General features: G+C 69.3%; 16 protein-coding genes. 10 read left to right on the top strand and 6 right to left on the bottom strand.

The window, feature by feature from the left end; translation table 11 throughout:
• Positions 1-3 precede the first annotated feature (3 nt).
• The 7 genes from Q8S30_RS06175 (at position 4) to Q8S30_RS06205 (ending at position 5,216) form a co-directional block, all read left to right on the top strand.
• Positions 4-675 (top strand): OmpH family outer membrane protein, encoded by a 672-nt coding sequence (locus tag Q8S30_RS06175; protein ID WP_305665156.1) that lies wholly within the window; start codon positions 4-6, stop codon positions 673-675.
• A gap of 157 nt (positions 676-832) precedes the next feature.
• Entirely contained in the window at positions 833-1,324 is a 492-nt protein-coding gene (fabZ, locus tag Q8S30_RS06180) for a 3-hydroxyacyl-ACP dehydratase FabZ (RefSeq protein ID WP_305665157.1), read from the top strand.
• A gap of 4 nt (positions 1,325-1,328) precedes the next feature.
• Positions 1,329-2,123 (top strand): acyl-ACP--UDP-N-acetylglucosamine O-acyltransferase, encoded by a 795-nt coding sequence (gene lpxA, locus Q8S30_RS06185; protein WP_305665158.1) that lies wholly within the window; start codon positions 1,329-1,331, stop codon positions 2,121-2,123.
• On the top strand, positions 2,120-2,944 hold the full coding sequence (locus Q8S30_RS06190; RefSeq protein ID WP_305665159.1) for an LpxI family protein: 825 nt from the start codon (positions 2,120-2,122) through the stop codon (positions 2,942-2,944). Before lpxA ends, Q8S30_RS06190 begins: the two co-directional genes overlap by 4 nt.
• Complete coding sequence (gene lpxB / locus Q8S30_RS06195; protein WP_305665160.1) at positions 2,941-4,089, top strand: lipid-A-disaccharide synthase; 1,149 nt, start codon at positions 2,941-2,943, stop codon at positions 4,087-4,089. Before Q8S30_RS06190 ends, lpxB begins: the two co-directional genes overlap by 4 nt.
• Positions 4,090-4,155: 66 nt before the next feature.
• Positions 4,156-4,605: an Lrp/AsnC family transcriptional regulator gene (locus Q8S30_RS06200; RefSeq protein ID WP_305665161.1), complete on the top strand. Its 450-nt coding sequence runs from the start codon at positions 4,156-4,158 to the stop codon at positions 4,603-4,605.
• Positions 4,605-5,216, top strand: coding sequence for a LysE family translocator (locus tag Q8S30_RS06205; RefSeq protein ID WP_305665162.1), 612 nt, complete (start codon positions 4,605-4,607; stop codon positions 5,214-5,216). The genes Q8S30_RS06200 and Q8S30_RS06205 overlap by 1 nt, the downstream gene beginning before the upstream one ends.
• Before the next feature lie 23 nt (positions 5,217-5,239).
• Here the strand turns inward: Q8S30_RS06205 and Q8S30_RS06210 are convergent, their stop codons facing one another.
• A complete protein-coding gene (locus Q8S30_RS06210) occupies positions 5,240-6,415 on the bottom strand; it encodes a pyridoxal phosphate-dependent aminotransferase (protein WP_305665163.1) in 1,176 nt (391 codons plus the stop codon).
• A 458-nt stretch (positions 6,416-6,873) separates the two neighbouring features.
• On the opposite strand from Q8S30_RS06210, the gene cysS reads away from it, so the two are divergent.
• From cysS to Q8S30_RS06225, 3 genes are read left to right on the top strand one after another with little or no spacing between them, the layout of a single operon-like run.
• The gene (gene cysS, locus Q8S30_RS06215; RefSeq protein WP_305665164.1) at positions 6,874-8,292 is read left to right on the top strand and encodes a cysteine--tRNA ligase; all 1,419 of its coding nucleotides are present in this window, start codon (positions 6,874-6,876) and stop codon (positions 8,290-8,292) included.
• A complete protein-coding gene (cimA, locus tag Q8S30_RS06220) occupies positions 8,289-9,920 on the top strand; it encodes a citramalate synthase (protein ID WP_305665165.1) in 1,632 nt (543 codons plus the stop codon). Before cysS ends, cimA begins: the two co-directional genes overlap by 4 nt.
• Positions 9,917-10,693: a squalene/phytoene synthase family protein gene (locus Q8S30_RS06225; RefSeq protein ID WP_305665166.1), complete on the top strand. Its 777-nt coding sequence runs from the start codon at positions 9,917-9,919 to the stop codon at positions 10,691-10,693. The genes cimA and Q8S30_RS06225 overlap by 4 nt, the downstream gene beginning before the upstream one ends.
• Positions 10,694-10,780: 87 nt before the next feature.
• Here Q8S30_RS06225 and Q8S30_RS06230 read toward each other — a convergent pair whose 3' ends face one another.
• The 5 genes from Q8S30_RS06230 to Q8S30_RS06250 all read right to left on the bottom strand — a co-directional run bounded on the left by Q8S30_RS06230 (position 10,781) and on the right by Q8S30_RS06250 (position 15,536).
• Entirely contained in the window at positions 10,781-12,532 is a 1,752-nt protein-coding gene (locus Q8S30_RS06230; protein ID WP_305665167.1) for a SulP family inorganic anion transporter, read from the bottom strand.
• A gap of 43 nt (positions 12,533-12,575) precedes the next feature.
• Positions 12,576-12,995 carry a TIGR01244 family sulfur transferase gene (locus tag Q8S30_RS06235; RefSeq protein ID WP_305665168.1) on the bottom strand — a complete coding sequence of 140 codons (420 nt, stop codon included), beginning with the start codon at positions 12,993-12,995 and terminating at the stop codon, positions 12,576-12,578.
• A 108-nt stretch (positions 12,996-13,103) separates the two neighbouring features.
• Positions 13,104-13,973 carry an MBL fold metallo-hydrolase gene (locus tag Q8S30_RS06240; RefSeq protein WP_305665169.1) on the bottom strand — a complete coding sequence of 290 codons (870 nt, stop codon included), beginning with the start codon at positions 13,971-13,973 and terminating at the stop codon, positions 13,104-13,106.
• Between the two features lie 90 nt (positions 13,974-14,063).
• Positions 14,064-14,750, bottom strand: coding sequence for a ribulose-phosphate 3-epimerase (rpe, locus tag Q8S30_RS06245; RefSeq protein WP_305665170.1), 687 nt, complete (start codon positions 14,748-14,750; stop codon positions 14,064-14,066).
• Positions 14,751-14,840: 90 nt separating this feature from the next.
• Complete coding sequence (locus Q8S30_RS06250) at positions 14,841-15,536, bottom strand: L,D-transpeptidase (protein ID WP_305665171.1); 696 nt, start codon at positions 15,534-15,536, stop codon at positions 14,841-14,843.
• Between the last annotated feature and the right edge of the window lie 130 nt (positions 15,537-15,666).

Genomic DNA, 15,666 nt, shown 5'->3' on the forward strand with positions numbered 1-15,666 from the left:
AAGATGGCGGGGATTTATCCCCGCCGCTGCGCGCTGACGCTTGCGCTGCTGGGTCTGTCGGCGGGTGCCGCGCCAGCGCAGGATCTGGCGCAGGACCTGGCGCCCGGCGCGCCCGGCGCTCTGCCCGCAACCGGCTTTCCCACTGGAACCGCTGTGCTGCAGGCCCCGATCCTGACGCTGAATGACGAGCAGCTGTTCGACGACTCCGCCTGGGGCGCCCGCGCCGAGGCCGAGATCGAGGCCGCCGCTGCCGGGCTTGCCGCCGAGAACCGCCGGATCGAGGCGCAGCTGTTGGCTGAGGAAAAATCGCTCACCGACCGCCGCGCCAGCATGGACCCCGCCGCCTTCCGGGCCGAGGCCGATGCCTTTGACGAACGGGTGACCGGCATCCGCCGCGCCCAGGATCTGAAGGCGCGGGCCGTCTCGCGCCTGCGCGAGGCGGAACGGCGGGCCTTCTTCAGCGCCGCGGTGCCGGTCCTGTCCGATGTGATGCGCAAGCATGGCGCGGTGGCGATCCTCGATGCGCGGGTGATCTTTCTGGCCGACAGCCAGATCGACGTGACGGCTGAGGTGGTGGCGCTGGCCGATCAGCGGCTGGGGCCGGGCGCCGCGCCAGAGATTTCAGACACCGTGGATGCGCCCGAGGACGGCGCAGCTGCGCCCGCCGCAGACTGACCCCAGACAACCGGCGGCACCCGGCGCCTTGCCTCGCGCCGGGTGAATTGCTAGCAAGGCCAAAGACAAGCCGGCCAAGGCGATGGGGCGGCCCGAGCGGGATGGCCCTGCCACGGCCGGCCCGAACGACCAGAGCGATGCGAGGGACCAAGTAGTGATGACCGAAGAACCCGCCGGCGCTGCGCCGGGCAAGACCCCGTTCCCCGCCACCGAGGCCGATATCCATCTGATCCAGCGGATCATTCCGCATCGCTACCCGTTCTTGCTGATCGACAAGGTGAAGGAGATCGTGCCGTTCAAATCGGCCATCGGCGTCAAGAACGTCACCTTCAACGAGCCACATTTCCAGGGCCATTTCCCCGGCGCGCCGATCATGCCCGGGGTGACAATCGTAGAGGCGATGGCGCAGGCTTCCGCCGTGCTGGTCGGGATCTCGATGGACGTGGTCGACCGCGACCTGCTGGTCTATTTTATGGGCATCGACGGCTGCAAGTTCCGCCGCAAGGTGGTGCCGGGCGACGTGCTGGAACTGCAGGTGACGGTCAAGCGCGGCGGCGGCAAGATATGGAAATTCGACGGCCGCGCCACGGTCGATGGGCAACTCGCCTGCGAGGCGGAATTCACCGCGATGATGGACCTGAGGGGCTGACCCGATGAAGATTGACGCCAGCGCCGTGATCCACCCCTCGGCCGTGGTCGAACCCGGCGCGGTGATCGGCGCCGGCTGCCGCATCGGCCCCTTCGCGCTGATCGGCCCCGAGGTGGTTCTGGCAGCCGGGGTCGAGGTGAAATCCCATGCCGTGATCACCGGGATAACCTCGGTGGGCGAGGGCACCACGGTGTTCTCCTTCGCCGTGCTTGGCGAGGTGCCACAGGACCTGAAATTCCGCGGCGAGCGCACGAAGCTCACCATCGGCGCGCGCAACCGCATCCGCGAGCATGTGACGATGAACACCGGCACCGAGGGCGGCGGCGGCGAGACGGTGGTGGGGAGCGATGGCCTGTTCATGGCCGGCTGCCACGTCGCGCATGACTGCCGCATCGGGAACAATGTGATCCTGGTCAACGGCGCCGCCGTGGCGGGGCATTGCGTGCTGGAGGACGGGGTGATCGTCGGCGGCATGTCTGGCGTGCATCAATGGGTGCGCATCGGCCGCGGCGCGATCATCGGCGCGGTGACGATGGTGACGGCGGATGTGGTGCCGCATGGCCTCGTGCAGGGCCCGCGCGGCACGCTGGACGGGCTGAACCTTGTGGGGTTGAAGCGCCGCGGCGTCGACCGGGCCGAGATCCACGGGCTGCGCGACCTCTATGAGGCGCTTGGCGAGGGCAATTTCCGTGAGAGCGCCCGCCGGCTGGAGGGCACGGTGCCCGCCGGGTCGCTGGCGGCAGAGGTGATCGCCTTCATCCTCGGCCCGTCCGATCGCAGCTTCCTGACGCCTGCATGAGTGAATTGGCCCTGATCGCCGGCACCGGCGCGCTGCCGGGGCTTCTGGCCGGCGCGCTGGATGCGCAGGGCGAGGGCTTCGTGCTGGCCGAGATGGAGGGCTTTCCCGCCTCGGTTCCGGGCCACGACCCGCTGCGCTTTCGCGTCGAACGGCTGGTGCCTTTCCTTGACGATCTGCTGGCGCGCGGCGTCCGGCGCGTGGTCTTCGCCGGGGCGGTCCGCCGCCCGCGGCTCGCCCCCTCCGCAATCGACACCGCCACCGCCGCGCTGCTGCCCCGGCTGATGGCGGCGATGCAGGCGGGCGACGATGCCACCCTGCGCGCGGTGATCGGCATCTTCGAGGAGCGCGGGTTGGAAGTCGTCGGCGCCGAAGCGGTGCTGCCGGATCTGGTGCCCGGCGCCGGTGTCCTGACCGGCGCGCCCACCGAGGCCGACCGCAAGGACGCCGCCCGCGCCGCCGCCATCGTTGCCGCGCTTGGCAGCGTCGATGTGGGGCAGGGCGCGGTGGTCGCGCAGGGCCTCTGCCTCGCGGTCGAGGCGCTGCCGGGCACCGATGCGATGCTGGACTGGGTGGCGGCTACGGGCACCGGCCTGCGCCCCGATCCGACCGGCGCGAGGGGCGTGTTCTACAAGGCGCCGAAGCCGGGGCAGGACCGGAGGGTCGATCTGCCCGCCCTTGGCCCCGAAACCGTCGCGCGCGCCGCTGCCGCCGGGCTTGCGGGGATCGTGTGGGAGGCGGGCGGGGTGATTTGCCTGAACCGTGCCGAGATGGTGGCCGATGCGGAAGTGGCGGGGCTTTTCCTCTGGGCCAGACAGCCGTGAGCCCCGTCCTGTTCCTGATCGCCGGCGAGGCCTCCGGCGACAAGCTGGGCGCGGCCCTCATGGCCGGGCTCAAGCAACTCGCCCCGGGTGTGCGCTTCGCAGGCGTCGGCGGCCCGGCGATGCAGGCCGAGGGGCTGCAAAGCCTGTTCCCGATGGAAGAGCTGTCGGTCATGGGCCTGCTGGAGGTGCTGCCGAAATACCGCGCGCTGAAACGGCGCATTGCTGAGGCGGCGCAGGCGGTGACGGACCTTGCCCCGGATGCACTGATCGGCATCGACAGCCCCGATTTCTGCCTGCGCGTCGCCGGCCTCGCGCGCAAAGCGAACCACGGGTTGCGCACCATGCACTATGTTGCGCCCTCGGTCTGGGCCTGGCGCCCGGGCCGCGCCGCCAAGATGGCCCCGGTGATCGACCATGTGCTGGCGCTGCTGCCCTTCGAGCCGCCCTATATGCAGGCCGCGGGCATGACCTGCGATTTCGTCGGCCATCCGGTGGTCGCCGAACCCGTCGCCACGCCAACAGAGGCCGCCGCCTTCCGCGCCGCCCATGGCATCGCGCCGGATGCGCCGCTGGTGCTCGCCCTGCCCGGATCGCGGCGCGGCGAGGTGAGTCGCATCGGCCCGACCTTTGACGAGGCGCTGATGCGCGTCCGTGACCGTGTCCCCGAACTGCGCGTGGTGCTGCCGACCGTGCGTGGCGTGGCCCCCTTGGTGCGCGAGATGTCGGCGCGCTGGCCGGTGGCGCCAGTGATCGTCGAGGCGCCAGAAGACAAGCGCGCCGCCTTCGCCGCCGCCGATCTCGCGCTCGCCGCCTCGGGCACGGTCAGCCTCGAATTGGCGGCCAGCGCCACGCCGATGGTCATCGCCTATGACATGGCCTGGCTCAGCCGGCAGATCATCGCGCGGATGCTGCGGGTGGACACGGTGACGCTGGTGAACCTCGTGTCGGAAACCCGCGCGATCCCCGAATTCCTCGGGCCCCGCTGCCGCCCCGAGCTGATTGCGCCTGCGCTGCTGGAGTTGCTGGAGGATGACGAGGCGCAGGCCGCACAACGCGCGGCGATGCGCCTGACGATGGAGCGGCTGGGGGCAGGGGGCGAGGCTCCGGGGCTCAGGGCGGCGCGGTCGGTGCTGGCGCATCTTTAACTTGCGGGACGAAGTTTGCAGGTATATTTGCGGTGATATAAACACACTGCCGCAGGAATCACTGCCATGGACGAGATTGACCGCAAGCTGATCGAAGCTTTGTCCGAAGACGCCCGCCAGCCCCTCTCGGCCCTTGGCGCAACCGTCGGCCTCTCGCAATCCGCGGTCAACGAACGCATCCGCCGCCTGACCGAGCGCGGCGCGATCCGCCGCGTCATGGCGGACAGCGACCCAGCCGCGCTCGGCCTGCCAGTGCTGGCCTTCGTCTGGCTGGCGCTGGCCGAGGGCGCGAGCGAGGCCGGCTTCCGCGCCTTCGCCGCCGCCGATCCTGCCATCACCGCCTGCCACCATGTCACCGGCCCCTGGTCCTACCTGATCCAGGTGCGGCTTCCCTCGCTGGCGGGGGTGGAGCCGTTCCTGGCCGCGCTGAAATCCGGCGGCTGGCTGGGGCGCAGCGAGACCATCCTGGCGCTGACCGAAGTCGTCGCGCCGCCCTTCCGCTACAGGGGGGAATGATGCTGGTCCTGTTCGGCACCGCCGTGGCGATGGGGCTGGCCATCGCCGCCCCCTTGGGGCCCATCGGCGCGCTCTGCATCGAGCGCACCCTGCGCGGCGGCTTTCACGCCGGCATGGCGGGGGGCCTTGGCACCGCGCTGGCCGATGCGCTGTTCGCGGCGCTGGCGGCAGCGGGCTTTGCCAGCTTTGCCGCAACGGTGGCGCTGATCGAGCGGCCACTGGGGCTGATCGGCGGGGCCTTCCTGATCTGGCTGGGGATCCGCGCCCTGCGCCCGGCACCGCCGCAAGAGGCCGTAGCGGCCAAGGCCCCACCCGGAGCGTTGGCGGTCATGGCCACCACCTTCGGCCTGACGCTGGCGAACCCCGCCACCATCCTCAGCTTCGCCGCCATCTTCGCCGGCCTCGGCCTTGCCCGCACCGCGGGGCCCGCCGAGGCGGTTGCGGTCGTGACCGGCATCTTCACCGGCTCGCTGCTGTGGTGGGCGCTGCTGTCCGGCACCGTCGCGCTGCTGCGCCACCGCCTGCCGCCCGGCTTCGCTCGCGGCACGGCTCTGGCCTCCGGCGCAGTGATGCTGGGCTTCGGAATCTGGGCGCTGGCCCGCGTGGTCTAGGTTTGCGCGCTGGCGCGCGCGGGTTAAGGCAGCAGCCGGTCGGCGAACGCGGCCAGCCGCGCCATCGCCTCGGCAAAGTCGTCATCCGGGATGGTCATCGCCACACGGCAATGCCCCGCCGCCGGCGCGCCAAAGCTCTCGCCCGGCATCACCGCGATGCGCTCCTCCTCCAGCAACCGCTCGGCGAAGGCATTGCCCGAAAGGCCGGTGGCGCGGATGTCGAGCATCACATACATCGCGCCCGCGGACGGGATCGCCCGGATCGCCTGCGAGCCGGCCAGCGCCCGGGCCGCAATCTCGCGCCGCCGCCGGAACGGGTCGGCGATCCCGGCCTCGAAACCCTCACCCTGCGCCAGCGCATGCAACGCCGCGTGCTGGATGAAGGCCGGCACCCCGTAGGTGGTTACGGTAGACAGCAGCGTGATCGCCTCCACCACCGCCTCGGGCGCCACCACCCAGCCAAGGCGCGAGCCGGTCATCGCATGGCTTTTCGACATCGAGCCGATCACCACCGTGCGCTCCGCCATCCCCGGCAGGGCGCGAGGGGAGAGGTGCTGCCCTTCCCAGACCTGCGTGTCATAGACCTCGTCCGAGATCAGCCACAGGTCCGCCGCCTGCGCCGCCTCGGCGATCCCCTCCAGCGTCTCGCGGCTGTAGATCACCCCGGTCGGGTTGTTGGGCGAGTTGATCAGCAGGGTGCGGGCGGTGGGCGTGGCCGCCGCCATGATCGCCGCCGCCTCGGGCTGGAAGGCGCGGGAGGAGCGGGTGGGCACCGCCACCGCCTCGGCCCCGGTGGCGCGGATCGTGCCGGGATAGGTGGGGTAGAACGGCGCGCAGTAAAGCCCGGTATCGCCCCGGTCCAGCAGCGCCATATGGGTGGAGAACAGCGCCGACTGCCCGCCGGGCGTGACCACGACATTCTCCGCCCGCGTCGCCACCCCAGTGCGCGCCTGCACCCGCTTGGCAATTGCCGCCCGCAGCTCCGGCAGCCCGGCGCCGAACGTATAGCCGGTATGCCCCGCCATCGCCGCGCCATGCATCGCCGTCAGGATCGCCGCATCGGTCTTCACGTCATGCTCGCCGATGGTCAGGTTCAGCACCCGCTCCCCGGCCCGGATCATCTCGCGGGTGCGGTAATAGATGCCCCAGCCATCGCCGTCGGTGCCGGCGATATGGGCGATGCGGGGGGCGAGCTGCATGGGGGATCTCCGGTGAATGATCCGCAGAGGGAGCATGAACGCCCCGGCAGGGGCAAGGGCCGGTGCTGTCACCGTTACAATGTTTGCCGGCGGCAAAGTGAGGGGGGCCGTCTGCCCCCCTCTTGGCGCGTGCCGCGCCAATTCACCCCCCGAGGATATTTCCAAAAAAGCAAGGACGGAGGAGGCTGAGGCTTGAGCTTGCTTTTTCGGAAATATCCTCCGGGGGTCCGGGGGTGGAAAACCCCCGGCGGCTGGCCCCGGGGAGCAGCCGCAGGATTTTCCTTGGCAGCGCCGCCGTGCCGCGCTACTCCGGTGCGCATGGAACGCCAGCACATCGCCCGCATCTGCTGCATTCCCGGCTGACACGCGTCAGGCGGGCCGTTCCTCTGTTTCAAAGCCAGATCGAACCCGAACCCCCGCCGCCGGAAGTGCAGCGCCAAGGGGCGCGAGGAGGGATCATGGCCGAGATCAGGCTTCACGACAGCCGCACCCGCCGCAAGGTTGCCCTTGCGCCGCTGGACCCCACGAATGTGCGGATGTATGTCTGCGGCCCCACCGTCTATGACCGCGCGCATCTGGGCAATGCCCGCCCGGTGGTGGTGTTCGACACGCTCTACCGGCTGCTGCGGCATGTCTACGGCCCGGATCACGTCACCTATGTGCGCAACTTCACCGATGTCGACGACAAGATCAACGCCGCCGCGCAGGCGCTGAAGGCGGCGGGCGATCCCCGCAGCCTCGAGGCGCTGATCGCCGCGCGCAGTGATGAGACGATCGGCTGGTATCATGACGACATGGATGCGCTCGGCGCCCTGCGCCCCGACCTCGAGCCTCGCGCCACTGCCTACATCGCCCCGATGATCGCCATGATCGAGACCCTGATCGCCCGCGGCCATGCCTATGCCGCCGAGGGCCATGTGCTCTTCGACGTGCGCAGCTACCCGGCCTATGGCGCCCTCTCCGGCCGCAGCGTGGATGACATGATCGCCGGCGCCCGGGTCGAGGTCGCGCCCTACAAGCGCGACCCGATGGATTTCGTGCTGTGGAAGCCCTCGGGCCCCGACCTACCGGGCTGGGACTCGCCTTGGGGCCGCGGCCGCCCCGGCTGGCACATCGAATGCTCGGCGATGAGCCATGAGCTGCTGGGGCCGTCCTTCGACATCCATGGCGGCGGCATCGACCTGCAATTCCCGCACCACGAGAACGAGATCGCCCAAAGCTGCTGCGCCCATCCCGAGGGCGGCTTTGCCAGCATCTGGATGCATAACGAGATGCTGCTGGTCGAGGGCAAGAAGATGTCCAAGAGCCTCGGCAACTTCTTCACCGTGCGGGATCTGCTGGATCAGGGCGTGCCGGGCGAGGTGATCCGGTTTGTGTTTTTGTCCACGCATTACAGCAAGCCGATGGACTGGACGGCGGAGAAGGCGGCGCAGGCAAGGGCGACGTTGGTAGAATTCGCAGAGGCGACGACAGGTGCCGAGGCAGGTGACCCTCACCCCGACGTCGTTGCGGCCCTTGCGGATGACCTGAACACCGCGGGCGCAATCAAGGTGTTGCACGACCTGAAAAAGGCCCGCGCGCGAAGCCAATTGCTCGCGAGCCTCAAATTGCTTGGACTCATGAACTTCAAGACCTCGGTCGGGAGCCTGGGTTGGGGGCCACGCTCTGAAGAAGAGCATAGCTTTGCTCTCTCTGTCGCGCGTCGCTACGCAGACTTGCGCGCAGATAAAGCCTACGACGCCGCAGACGAACTTAGAAAGCGTGCTGCATCTGTCGGCTTGCAGTTAGTGGTCACCAAGGCAACGGGCGGGCAAGGGGCTACAGCGGAGTTCACTGGTTCGTTCGATCTTGCGGCAGCAAGGGAAGCTCTCAAGTGACCCTCACTCCAGCCCCCACCCGCCTCCACCTCTACGACACCACCCTGCGCGACGGCCAGCAGACCCAGGGCGTGCAGTTCTCCGCCCTTGAAAAAACCCGCATCGCCGCGGCGCTCGACGTCCTCGGCATCGACTATATCGAAGGCGGCTGGCCCGGGGCGAACCCGACCGACTCCGAGTTCTTCCACAGCCGCCCGCAGACCCGCGCCACCTTTGCCGCCTTTGGGATGACCAAGCGCTCCGGGCGTTCGGCGGAAAACGACGACGTGCTGGCGGCGGTGCTGAATGCGAATACCCCCGCCGTCTGCCTCGTCGGCAAGGCGCATGAGTTTCATGTGACCACCGCGCTCGGCATTCCCCTCTCCGAAAACCTCGACAACATCCGCGCCTCCATCGCCCATCTGGCCCTGCAAGGCCGCGAGGCGCTGTTCGATGCCGAGCATTTCTTCGACGGCTACCGCGCCAACCCCGGCTATGCGCTGGACTGCCTGAAGGCCGCCTATGATGCCGGCGCCCGCTGGATCGTGCTCTGCGACACCAATGGCGGCACGCTGCCGGCGGAAGTTGGGCGCATCACTGGCGAGGTGATCGCGGCCGGCATTCCGGGGGAGCGGCTCGGCATCCATTGCCATGACGATACCGGCAATGCGGTCGCGGGGTCGCTGGCGGCGGTCGATGCTGGGGCGCGGCAGATCCAGGGCACGCTGAACGGGCTGGGGGAGCGGTGCGGCAACGCGAACCTCACCACGCTGATCCCCACGCTGCTGCTGAAGCCGCCCTATGCCGGGCGCTATGAGACGGGGATCACGCGCGAGGCGCTGGCGGGGCTGACGCGCCTCAGCCGGATGCTTGACGATATCCTCAACCGGGTGCCGCTGCGCGCCGCGCCTTACGTGGGGGCGTCGGCCTTTGCGCATAAGGCGGGGCTGCATGCCTCGGCGATCCTCAAGGATCCCTCGACCTATGAGCATGTGGACCCGGGCCTCATCGGCAATGACCGGGTGATCCCGATGTCGAACCAGGCCGGGCAGTCGAACCTGCGCGCCCGGCTGGTGGCGGCGGGGATCGAGGTTGCCCCCGGCGATCCGGCGCTGGCGCGGATCCTGGACGCGGTGAAGGCGCGCGAGGATCAGGGCTATGCCTATGACGGCGCGCAGGCCAGCTTCGAGCTGGTGGCGCGGCGGGAACTGGGCCTTCTGCCGCGGTATTTCGAGGTAGAGCGCTACCGGGTCACGGTGGAACGTCGCCACGCCGCCGGGCGCGCCTTCAGCCTGTCCGAGGCGGTGGTGGTGGTGCGCGTCGGCGGGGAAACCACGCTGTCCGTGTCGGAATCGCAGGACGAGAGCGGTGCCGACCGCGGCCCCGTGAACGCTTTGTGGAAGGCGCTGGCCAAGGATCTCGGGCCCTATCAGGGCCTGATCGACGACATGAAACTGGTGGATTTCAAGGTGCGCATCACCCAAGGCGGCACCGAGGCCGTCACGCGGGTCATCATCGACTCTGAGGATGCGGCGGGCCATCGCTGGTCTACGGTGGGCGTCTCCCCCAACATAGTCGATGCCAGTTTCGAGGCGCTGCTCGATGCCGTCATCTGGAAACTCGCCCGCGACGGCGCGGTGCCGGTATGAGCGTTGAGGCCTGCGCCGCGCTGGTCGAGGCCGGCGATCCCGACCGCTTCCTCGCCGCCATGGCCGCGCCGCCTGCGGCCCGCGCCCGGCTCTGGCCGCTCTACGCGCTGAACCTCGAACTCGCGCGCCCGCCCTGGGCCTCGGCGGAGCCGCTGGTGGCCGAGATGCGCCTGCAATGGTGGGTGGACACGCTGGACCGGATCGCCGCCGGCGAGCGCCCCCGCACGCATGAGGTTGCGGGGCCGCTGGCCGATCTCATCGCCGAAACCGGCCAACCGGTTGCGCCGCTGCAAGCGATTGCCGAGGCGCGGCGGCTGGATTGCTGGGGCGAGCCCTCCACGGACACCGAGGGCCTGCTGGCCTATCTGGGTGACACCGCCGGCAACCTCATGCTCGCCGCCGGTCAAGCCCTCGGCGCCCCCGAAGCCGCATATCCCGCCCTGCAAGACGCCGGCCTCGCCGCCGGCATCGCCGCCTGGCTGGTCGCGGTGCCAGACCTGATCGCGCGGGGCAGGGCGCCGCTGCCCGATCCCAGCCCCGAGGCCATCGCCTCGCTCGCCCGCACCGGCCTCGACCACCTCACCCGCGCCCGCAAAGCCCGCGCCACACTCCCCGCCACAGCCATCCCCGCGCTCTACCCGGCCTGGCAAGCCAACGCGCTGCTTTCTCTCGCCGCCAAAGACCCGGCCCGCGTTCTGGGCAACACCCTCCGCCTCTCGGAATTCTCCCGCCGCGGCCGCCTCCTGCTCACCGCCACCACCGGCCGGATCTGACCCACTTTCCCCTCTTCTTTGCCTAAATATCCTCGGGGGGTTCCGGGGGGCAGAAGGCCCCCCGGCTTCCTTGAAGCCGTAGCGCGATTACTCGCTCCGCCCCGCCGCCCGCACCCGCGCCGTCACCTCCGGCGCCAGCGCCCGCATCGCGTCATGCTGGGTCATGAACACCTTCCCGCTCAGCTCCTGCAGGAAATGCCCGCGCTTGAGCTTGTCCATCACCGGCCCCTTCACCTCGGACAGGTGCAGCACCACGCCAGCATCGCGCAGCCGGCTGTTGATGGCTTCCAGGCTCTCGAAGGCCGAGGCATCGACATCGTTCACCGCCGGGCACATCAGCACCACATGGCGCAGCCCCGGATCGGCCGCCACCCGGTCATAGACCGTATCCTCCAGGAACCGGGCATTGGCGAAATAGAGGCTTTCATCCACCCGGATCGTCAGCACCTCGGGCACCGTCACCACCGCATGGCGCAGGACGTTGCGGAAATGCTCGGTCCCCGGCACCTGGCCCACCACCGCCACATGCGGGCGCGAGGTGCGGAACAGGTGCAGCCCAAGGCTGAGGATCACCCCGGCCGAGATCCCGGCCTCGACCCCGATGACCAGTGTCACCAGCATCGTGGCCAGCATCGCCGCGAAATCGGTGCGGGACAGAACCCATGTGCGGCGCAGGGCGCCAAGGTCCACCAGGCTCAGCACGGCCACCACGATGGTCGCGGCCAGCGTCGCCTTGGGCAGGTAATGCAGCAAGGGCGTCAGGAACAGCACCGCCAGCGCCATGCCGACCGCTGTAAACGCCCCCGCCGCCGGCGTTTCGGCCCCGGCGTCGAAATTCACCACCGAGCGCGCAAAGCCCCCCGTCACCGGAAAGCCGCCCGACAGCGCCGAGCCCAGATTGGCCCCGCCAAGCGCCAGCAGCTCCTGATCGGGGTCGATGCGCTGGCGGCGCTTGGCGGCGAGCGTCTGCGCGACAGAGATCGTCTCGACATAGCCGACGACAGAGATCAGCAGCGCCGGCACCGCGATCTGCGCCCATAGCCCAAGGTCGAGCGGCGGCAGGCTCGGCACCGGCAGCCCGCCCGGCACCTCGCCGACCAGCGCCACGCCGCGCGCTTCCAGCCCCAGCCCCCAGGCCGCCAGCGTGGTCAGCGCCACCGCCACCACCGGGGCCGCGCGCACGACCATGCCCGCGGGGCGCGCCTGCCAGCCACGGGCGCGGAGCAGGGGCGCGAGGCCCTGCCGCGACCAGAACAGGAACCCGACCGCCGCCGCGCCGATCACCAGCGTCGGCAGGTTGACCCCGCCAAGGCCCCGCAGCACCGATCCCAGCAGCTCCGGCAGCGTCTGACCGCTTGCCGCAATCCCCAGCAGATGCGGCAGCTGGCTCGCGGCGATCAGCAGGCCCGAGGCGGTGATGAAGCCCGAGATCACCGGGTGGCTGAGGAAATTGGCGATGAACCCCAGCCGCAGCGCGCCCATCCCCAGCAGCATCAGCCCCGAGAGAAAGGCCAGCGCAACCGCTGCGCCCAGATATTCGGGCGTGCCCTGCGCCGCCAGCTTGCCCACCGCCGCGGCCGTCATCAGGCTCGCCACCGCCACCGGCCCCACCGCCAGCGTGCGCGAGCTGCCCATCAGCGCATAGATCAGCAGCGGCGCGATCGAGGCATAAAGCCCCACCTCGGCCGGCAGCCCCGCCAGCAGCGCATAGGCCAGCGATTGCGGGATCAGCATGATCGTCACGATCACCGCCGCGATCAGGTCATTGGCGGCAGACGCGCGGGTATAGGCCGCGCCCCAGGTCAGGATCGGGAACAGGCGGCGAAGGGAAGGGGGCATCGGCAGGGTCCAGTTCAGGAACGGGGGCGGCCTGCGCCCCGGCTCAGCTGCGCGCAGTCAGGAAGGGCACGAGAGATTGCAGGTCGTAGCCGCCGCGATTGCCGGCCTCGACAATCTCCGCCACCGGGCGCTTGTCCGCCTCGGCCAGCGCCCAGAGCATGGTGGAGCGGGTGCCGGACCGGCAATAGGCCAGGATCGGCTGCTCGCATTCGGCCAGCGCGTCCTGCATCCCGGCGATCAGGTCGTCGGGGAAGGCGCCCGGGAAGACCGGCAGATAGCGGAACTCCATCCCCGCCGCGCGGGCGGCAGCCTCCATCTCGGCGGCATCGGGCTGGCCCGCCTGCTCGCCATCGGGGCGGTTGCACAGGATGGTGCGGAAGCCCTGCGCGGCCGCCTCTGCCATCTCGGACGCCTCCAGCTGCGGTGCGGCGGCAAATCCGTCCACGATGTGCCTGATATCCATGTCGATCTCCCCTGATGCGCGTGTCCCCGGGTCTGTCGCATCTGGCGGGGCTTTCGGCAACGGATTTCGGGCTGCGCTCACGGGCGGGTGAGGGGCAGGGACCGCCGGTCAGATCGCGTTGATCGGCAGCTTGAGGAAGGTCTTGCCCTGATCGTCGGCGGGCGGCATTTGCCCCGCGCGCATGTTCACCTGCAAGGACGGGATAATCAGCCGCGGCATCGCCAGCGTCGCATCGCGCGCCTTGCGCAGCGCCACGAACTCCGCGCCCGGCCGGTCGCCACCGACATGGATGTTCTTCGCCTTCTGCTCGGCCACCGTACTCTCCCATTCATAGGCCTCACGGCCCGGCACCAGATAGTCATGGCCGACGAAGATGCGCGTCGCGTCCGGCAAAGCGAGGATCTTCTGGATCGAGGCGAACAGTACCTCGGCCGAGCCGCCGGGGAAATCGCAGCGCGCCGTGCCGAAGTCGGGCATGAACAGCGTGTCGCCGACGAAGGCGGCGTCGCCGATGACATAGGTCATGCAGGCCGGGGTATGGCCCGGCGTGTGCAGCACACGCGCCTGCAGAGCGCCCACGGTGAACCGATCACCATCCTCGAACAACCTGTCGAACTGGCTGCCGTCGCGCTGGAACTCGGTGCCCTCGTTGAAGATCTTGCCGAAGGTGTGCTGCACCACGGTGATGCGCTCACCGATGCCGATCTTGCCGCCGGCGCGCTGCTGGATATAGGGCGCGGCCGAGAGGTGGTCGGCATGGACATGGGTTTCGAGGATCCACTCGACGCGCAGGCCTTCCACGGCCACATGCGCCAGGATCGCGTCGGCGGAACGGGTATCGGTGCGGCCGGTGGGAAAGTCGAAATCCAGCACCGAATCGACAATGGCGCAGGCCGGGCTGGCCGGATCCTTGACGACATAGCTGATGGTGTTGGTCGCCTCGTCGAAAAAGGCAGAAATCTGGGGGGCTTCGGGCATGATACGCTCCGCAAGGGTGACTGCGGCCGGTATACGCCCCGGCCGACACATATCAACGCCCGAATATGTGCCCGCGGCAGCGTGTCGCCCTTAAAGCGCCGCTTCCGCCGCCGCCCGGATGGCGCGGATATTGGCGCCGTAGGGCGCGGGGTCGCTGACCGAGCCGCCCTTGAAGACGGCCGAGCCCGCCACCAGCACATCCGCGCCCGCTGCCGCCACCAGCGGCGCCGTCACCGGGGTCACCCCACCGTCGATCTCGATATGGATCGGCCGATCCCCGATCAGCGCACGGAGCCGGCGGACCTTGTCGACCTGCGAGGCGATGAAGGACTGCCCGCCGAAGCCGGGGTTGACGGTCATCACGCAGACGAGGTCGAGCATGTCGAGGAGGTTTTCCACGCCGTCGAGGCCAGTTCCCGGATTTATGGCAAGACCGGCCTTTTTCCCTGTGTTCCGAATGGCTTGCAGCGTTCTGTGAATGTGCGGTCCAGCCTCGACATGCGCGGTAATGAAGTCCGCTCCGGCGGCCGCGAAGGCCTCGACATAAGGGTCAACCGGCGCGATCATCAGATGCACATCCATGACGCCCTTGATATGCGGCCGGATCGCTGCGCAGGTGGCGGGCCCGAAGGTAATGTTCGGCACGAAATGCCCGTCCATCACGTCGACATGCACCCAGTCGGCGCCCTCTGCTTCAATCGCCCGGCACTCGGCGCCAAAGTTGGCGAAATCGGCGGAGAGGATCGACGGGGCGATCTTGATGCGGCGGTCAAACATGCTGGCCCCTTGTGGCTAACCCGGTATCGCGCCCGGCATAGCGCCAAGCCCCGCGCCGGTCCAGCCCCCGAAGGGGCCAGACGGCAGCGGTCAATACACCCGGTTGTTATGGCTTCCCGGCGCGGCCAGAACCCGCACCGGAACCCCGTCGCGCGCCTGGTCATGCAGGTGGATCACGTCCTGATCCAAGAGCCGGATACAACCCGAGGACACGGCCTTGCCCAGATGCTCCGGCTCGCAGCCGCCATGAATGCGGTAGAGCGTATCTTCGCCATTCTGGAACAGATACAGCGCGCGGGCGCCAAGCGGATTGCCAGGCCCGGGATCCATGCCGCCATTGGCGATGGAGTAGGGCTCCAGCGAGGGATCGCGCGCTACCATCTCATCGGGCGGGGTCCAGCGCGGCCATTTGCGGCGGAACTGCAGCGTGGCATCGCCAGTCCACGAGAACGCGGCGGCCCCGGTGCCGGCGCCATAGCGCAGGGCGCGGCCGTCCGTCTGGACGAGGTACAGCAGCCCGGCGGCAGGATCGACGACGATCATCCCCTCGGGCAGCTCGGGCCAGGGGTTCTGCACCTCCTGCCGCCACAGCCGTTCGGGCACCACGCCCTCGGGCACGGCGGGCACCGGATAGGGCTCTTCCGGCATGGCGCCGTAATGCGCGGGCAGCAGCGGAATCCGGCTTGGCGGAATGGTGCTGCGGCTGGTCACGTCGAGCGGCTCGCGGGCGCAGGCGGATACGGCGGCAACCGCCGCGAAGGCGGTGAAAGAACGTCTTGTAAGCATCTGAATTATCCTGATCTTCTGGGGTTTGCCATCTGGCTGCTCTGCGGTCAGGCAGCCCTTGGCGGCCCCAGCGGCGGCTGCGTGCTGCGCCCGGCGGGTACCGGCATCTTGCGCGGCCCTGGCACGGCCA

Source organism: Frigidibacter sp. (genome assembly GCF_030695035.1).
Taxonomy (GTDB): domain Bacteria; phylum Pseudomonadota; class Alphaproteobacteria; order Rhodobacterales; family Rhodobacteraceae; genus Frigidibacter.

Excerpts from the sequence above, each read along its gene's own strand:
- Q8S30_RS06175 (WP_305665156.1), top strand. The coding sequence starts at position 4 with ATGGCGGGGATTTATCCCCGCCGCTGCGCGCTGACGCTTGCGCTGCTG.
- fabZ (WP_305665157.1), top strand. The coding sequence starts at position 833 with ATGACCGAAGAACCCGCCGGCGCTGCGCCGGGCAAGACCCCGTTCCCC.
- lpxA (WP_305665158.1), top strand. The coding sequence starts at position 1,329 with ATGAAGATTGACGCCAGCGCCGTGATCCACCCCTCGGCCGTGGTCGAA.
- Q8S30_RS06190 (WP_305665159.1), top strand. The coding sequence starts at position 2,120 with ATGAGTGAATTGGCCCTGATCGCCGGCACCGGCGCGCTGCCGGGGCTT.
- Q8S30_RS06200 (WP_305665161.1), top strand. The coding sequence starts at position 4,156 with ATGGACGAGATTGACCGCAAGCTGATCGAAGCTTTGTCCGAAGACGCC.
- Q8S30_RS06205 (WP_305665162.1), top strand. The coding sequence starts at position 4,605 with ATGCTGGTCCTGTTCGGCACCGCCGTGGCGATGGGGCTGGCCATCGCC.
- Q8S30_RS06210 (WP_305665163.1), bottom strand. The coding sequence starts at position 6,415 with ATGCAGCTCGCCCCCCGCATCGCCCATATCGCCGGCACCGACGGCGAT.
- cysS (WP_305665164.1), top strand. The coding sequence starts at position 6,874 with ATGGCCGAGATCAGGCTTCACGACAGCCGCACCCGCCGCAAGGTTGCC.
- Q8S30_RS06225 (WP_305665166.1), top strand. The coding sequence starts at position 9,917 with ATGAGCGTTGAGGCCTGCGCCGCGCTGGTCGAGGCCGGCGATCCCGAC.
- Q8S30_RS06230 (WP_305665167.1), bottom strand. The coding sequence starts at position 12,532 with ATGCCCCCTTCCCTTCGCCGCCTGTTCCCGATCCTGACCTGGGGCGCG.
- Q8S30_RS06235 (WP_305665168.1), bottom strand. The coding sequence starts at position 12,995 with ATGGATATCAGGCACATCGTGGACGGATTTGCCGCCGCACCGCAGCTG.
- Q8S30_RS06240 (WP_305665169.1), bottom strand. The coding sequence starts at position 13,973 with ATGCCCGAAGCCCCCCAGATTTCTGCCTTTTTCGACGAGGCGACCAAC.
- rpe (WP_305665170.1), bottom strand. The coding sequence starts at position 14,750 with ATGTTTGACCGCCGCATCAAGATCGCCCCGTCGATCCTCTCCGCCGAT.
- Q8S30_RS06250 (WP_305665171.1), bottom strand. The coding sequence starts at position 15,536 with ATGCTTACAAGACGTTCTTTCACCGCCTTCGCGGCGGTTGCCGCCGTA.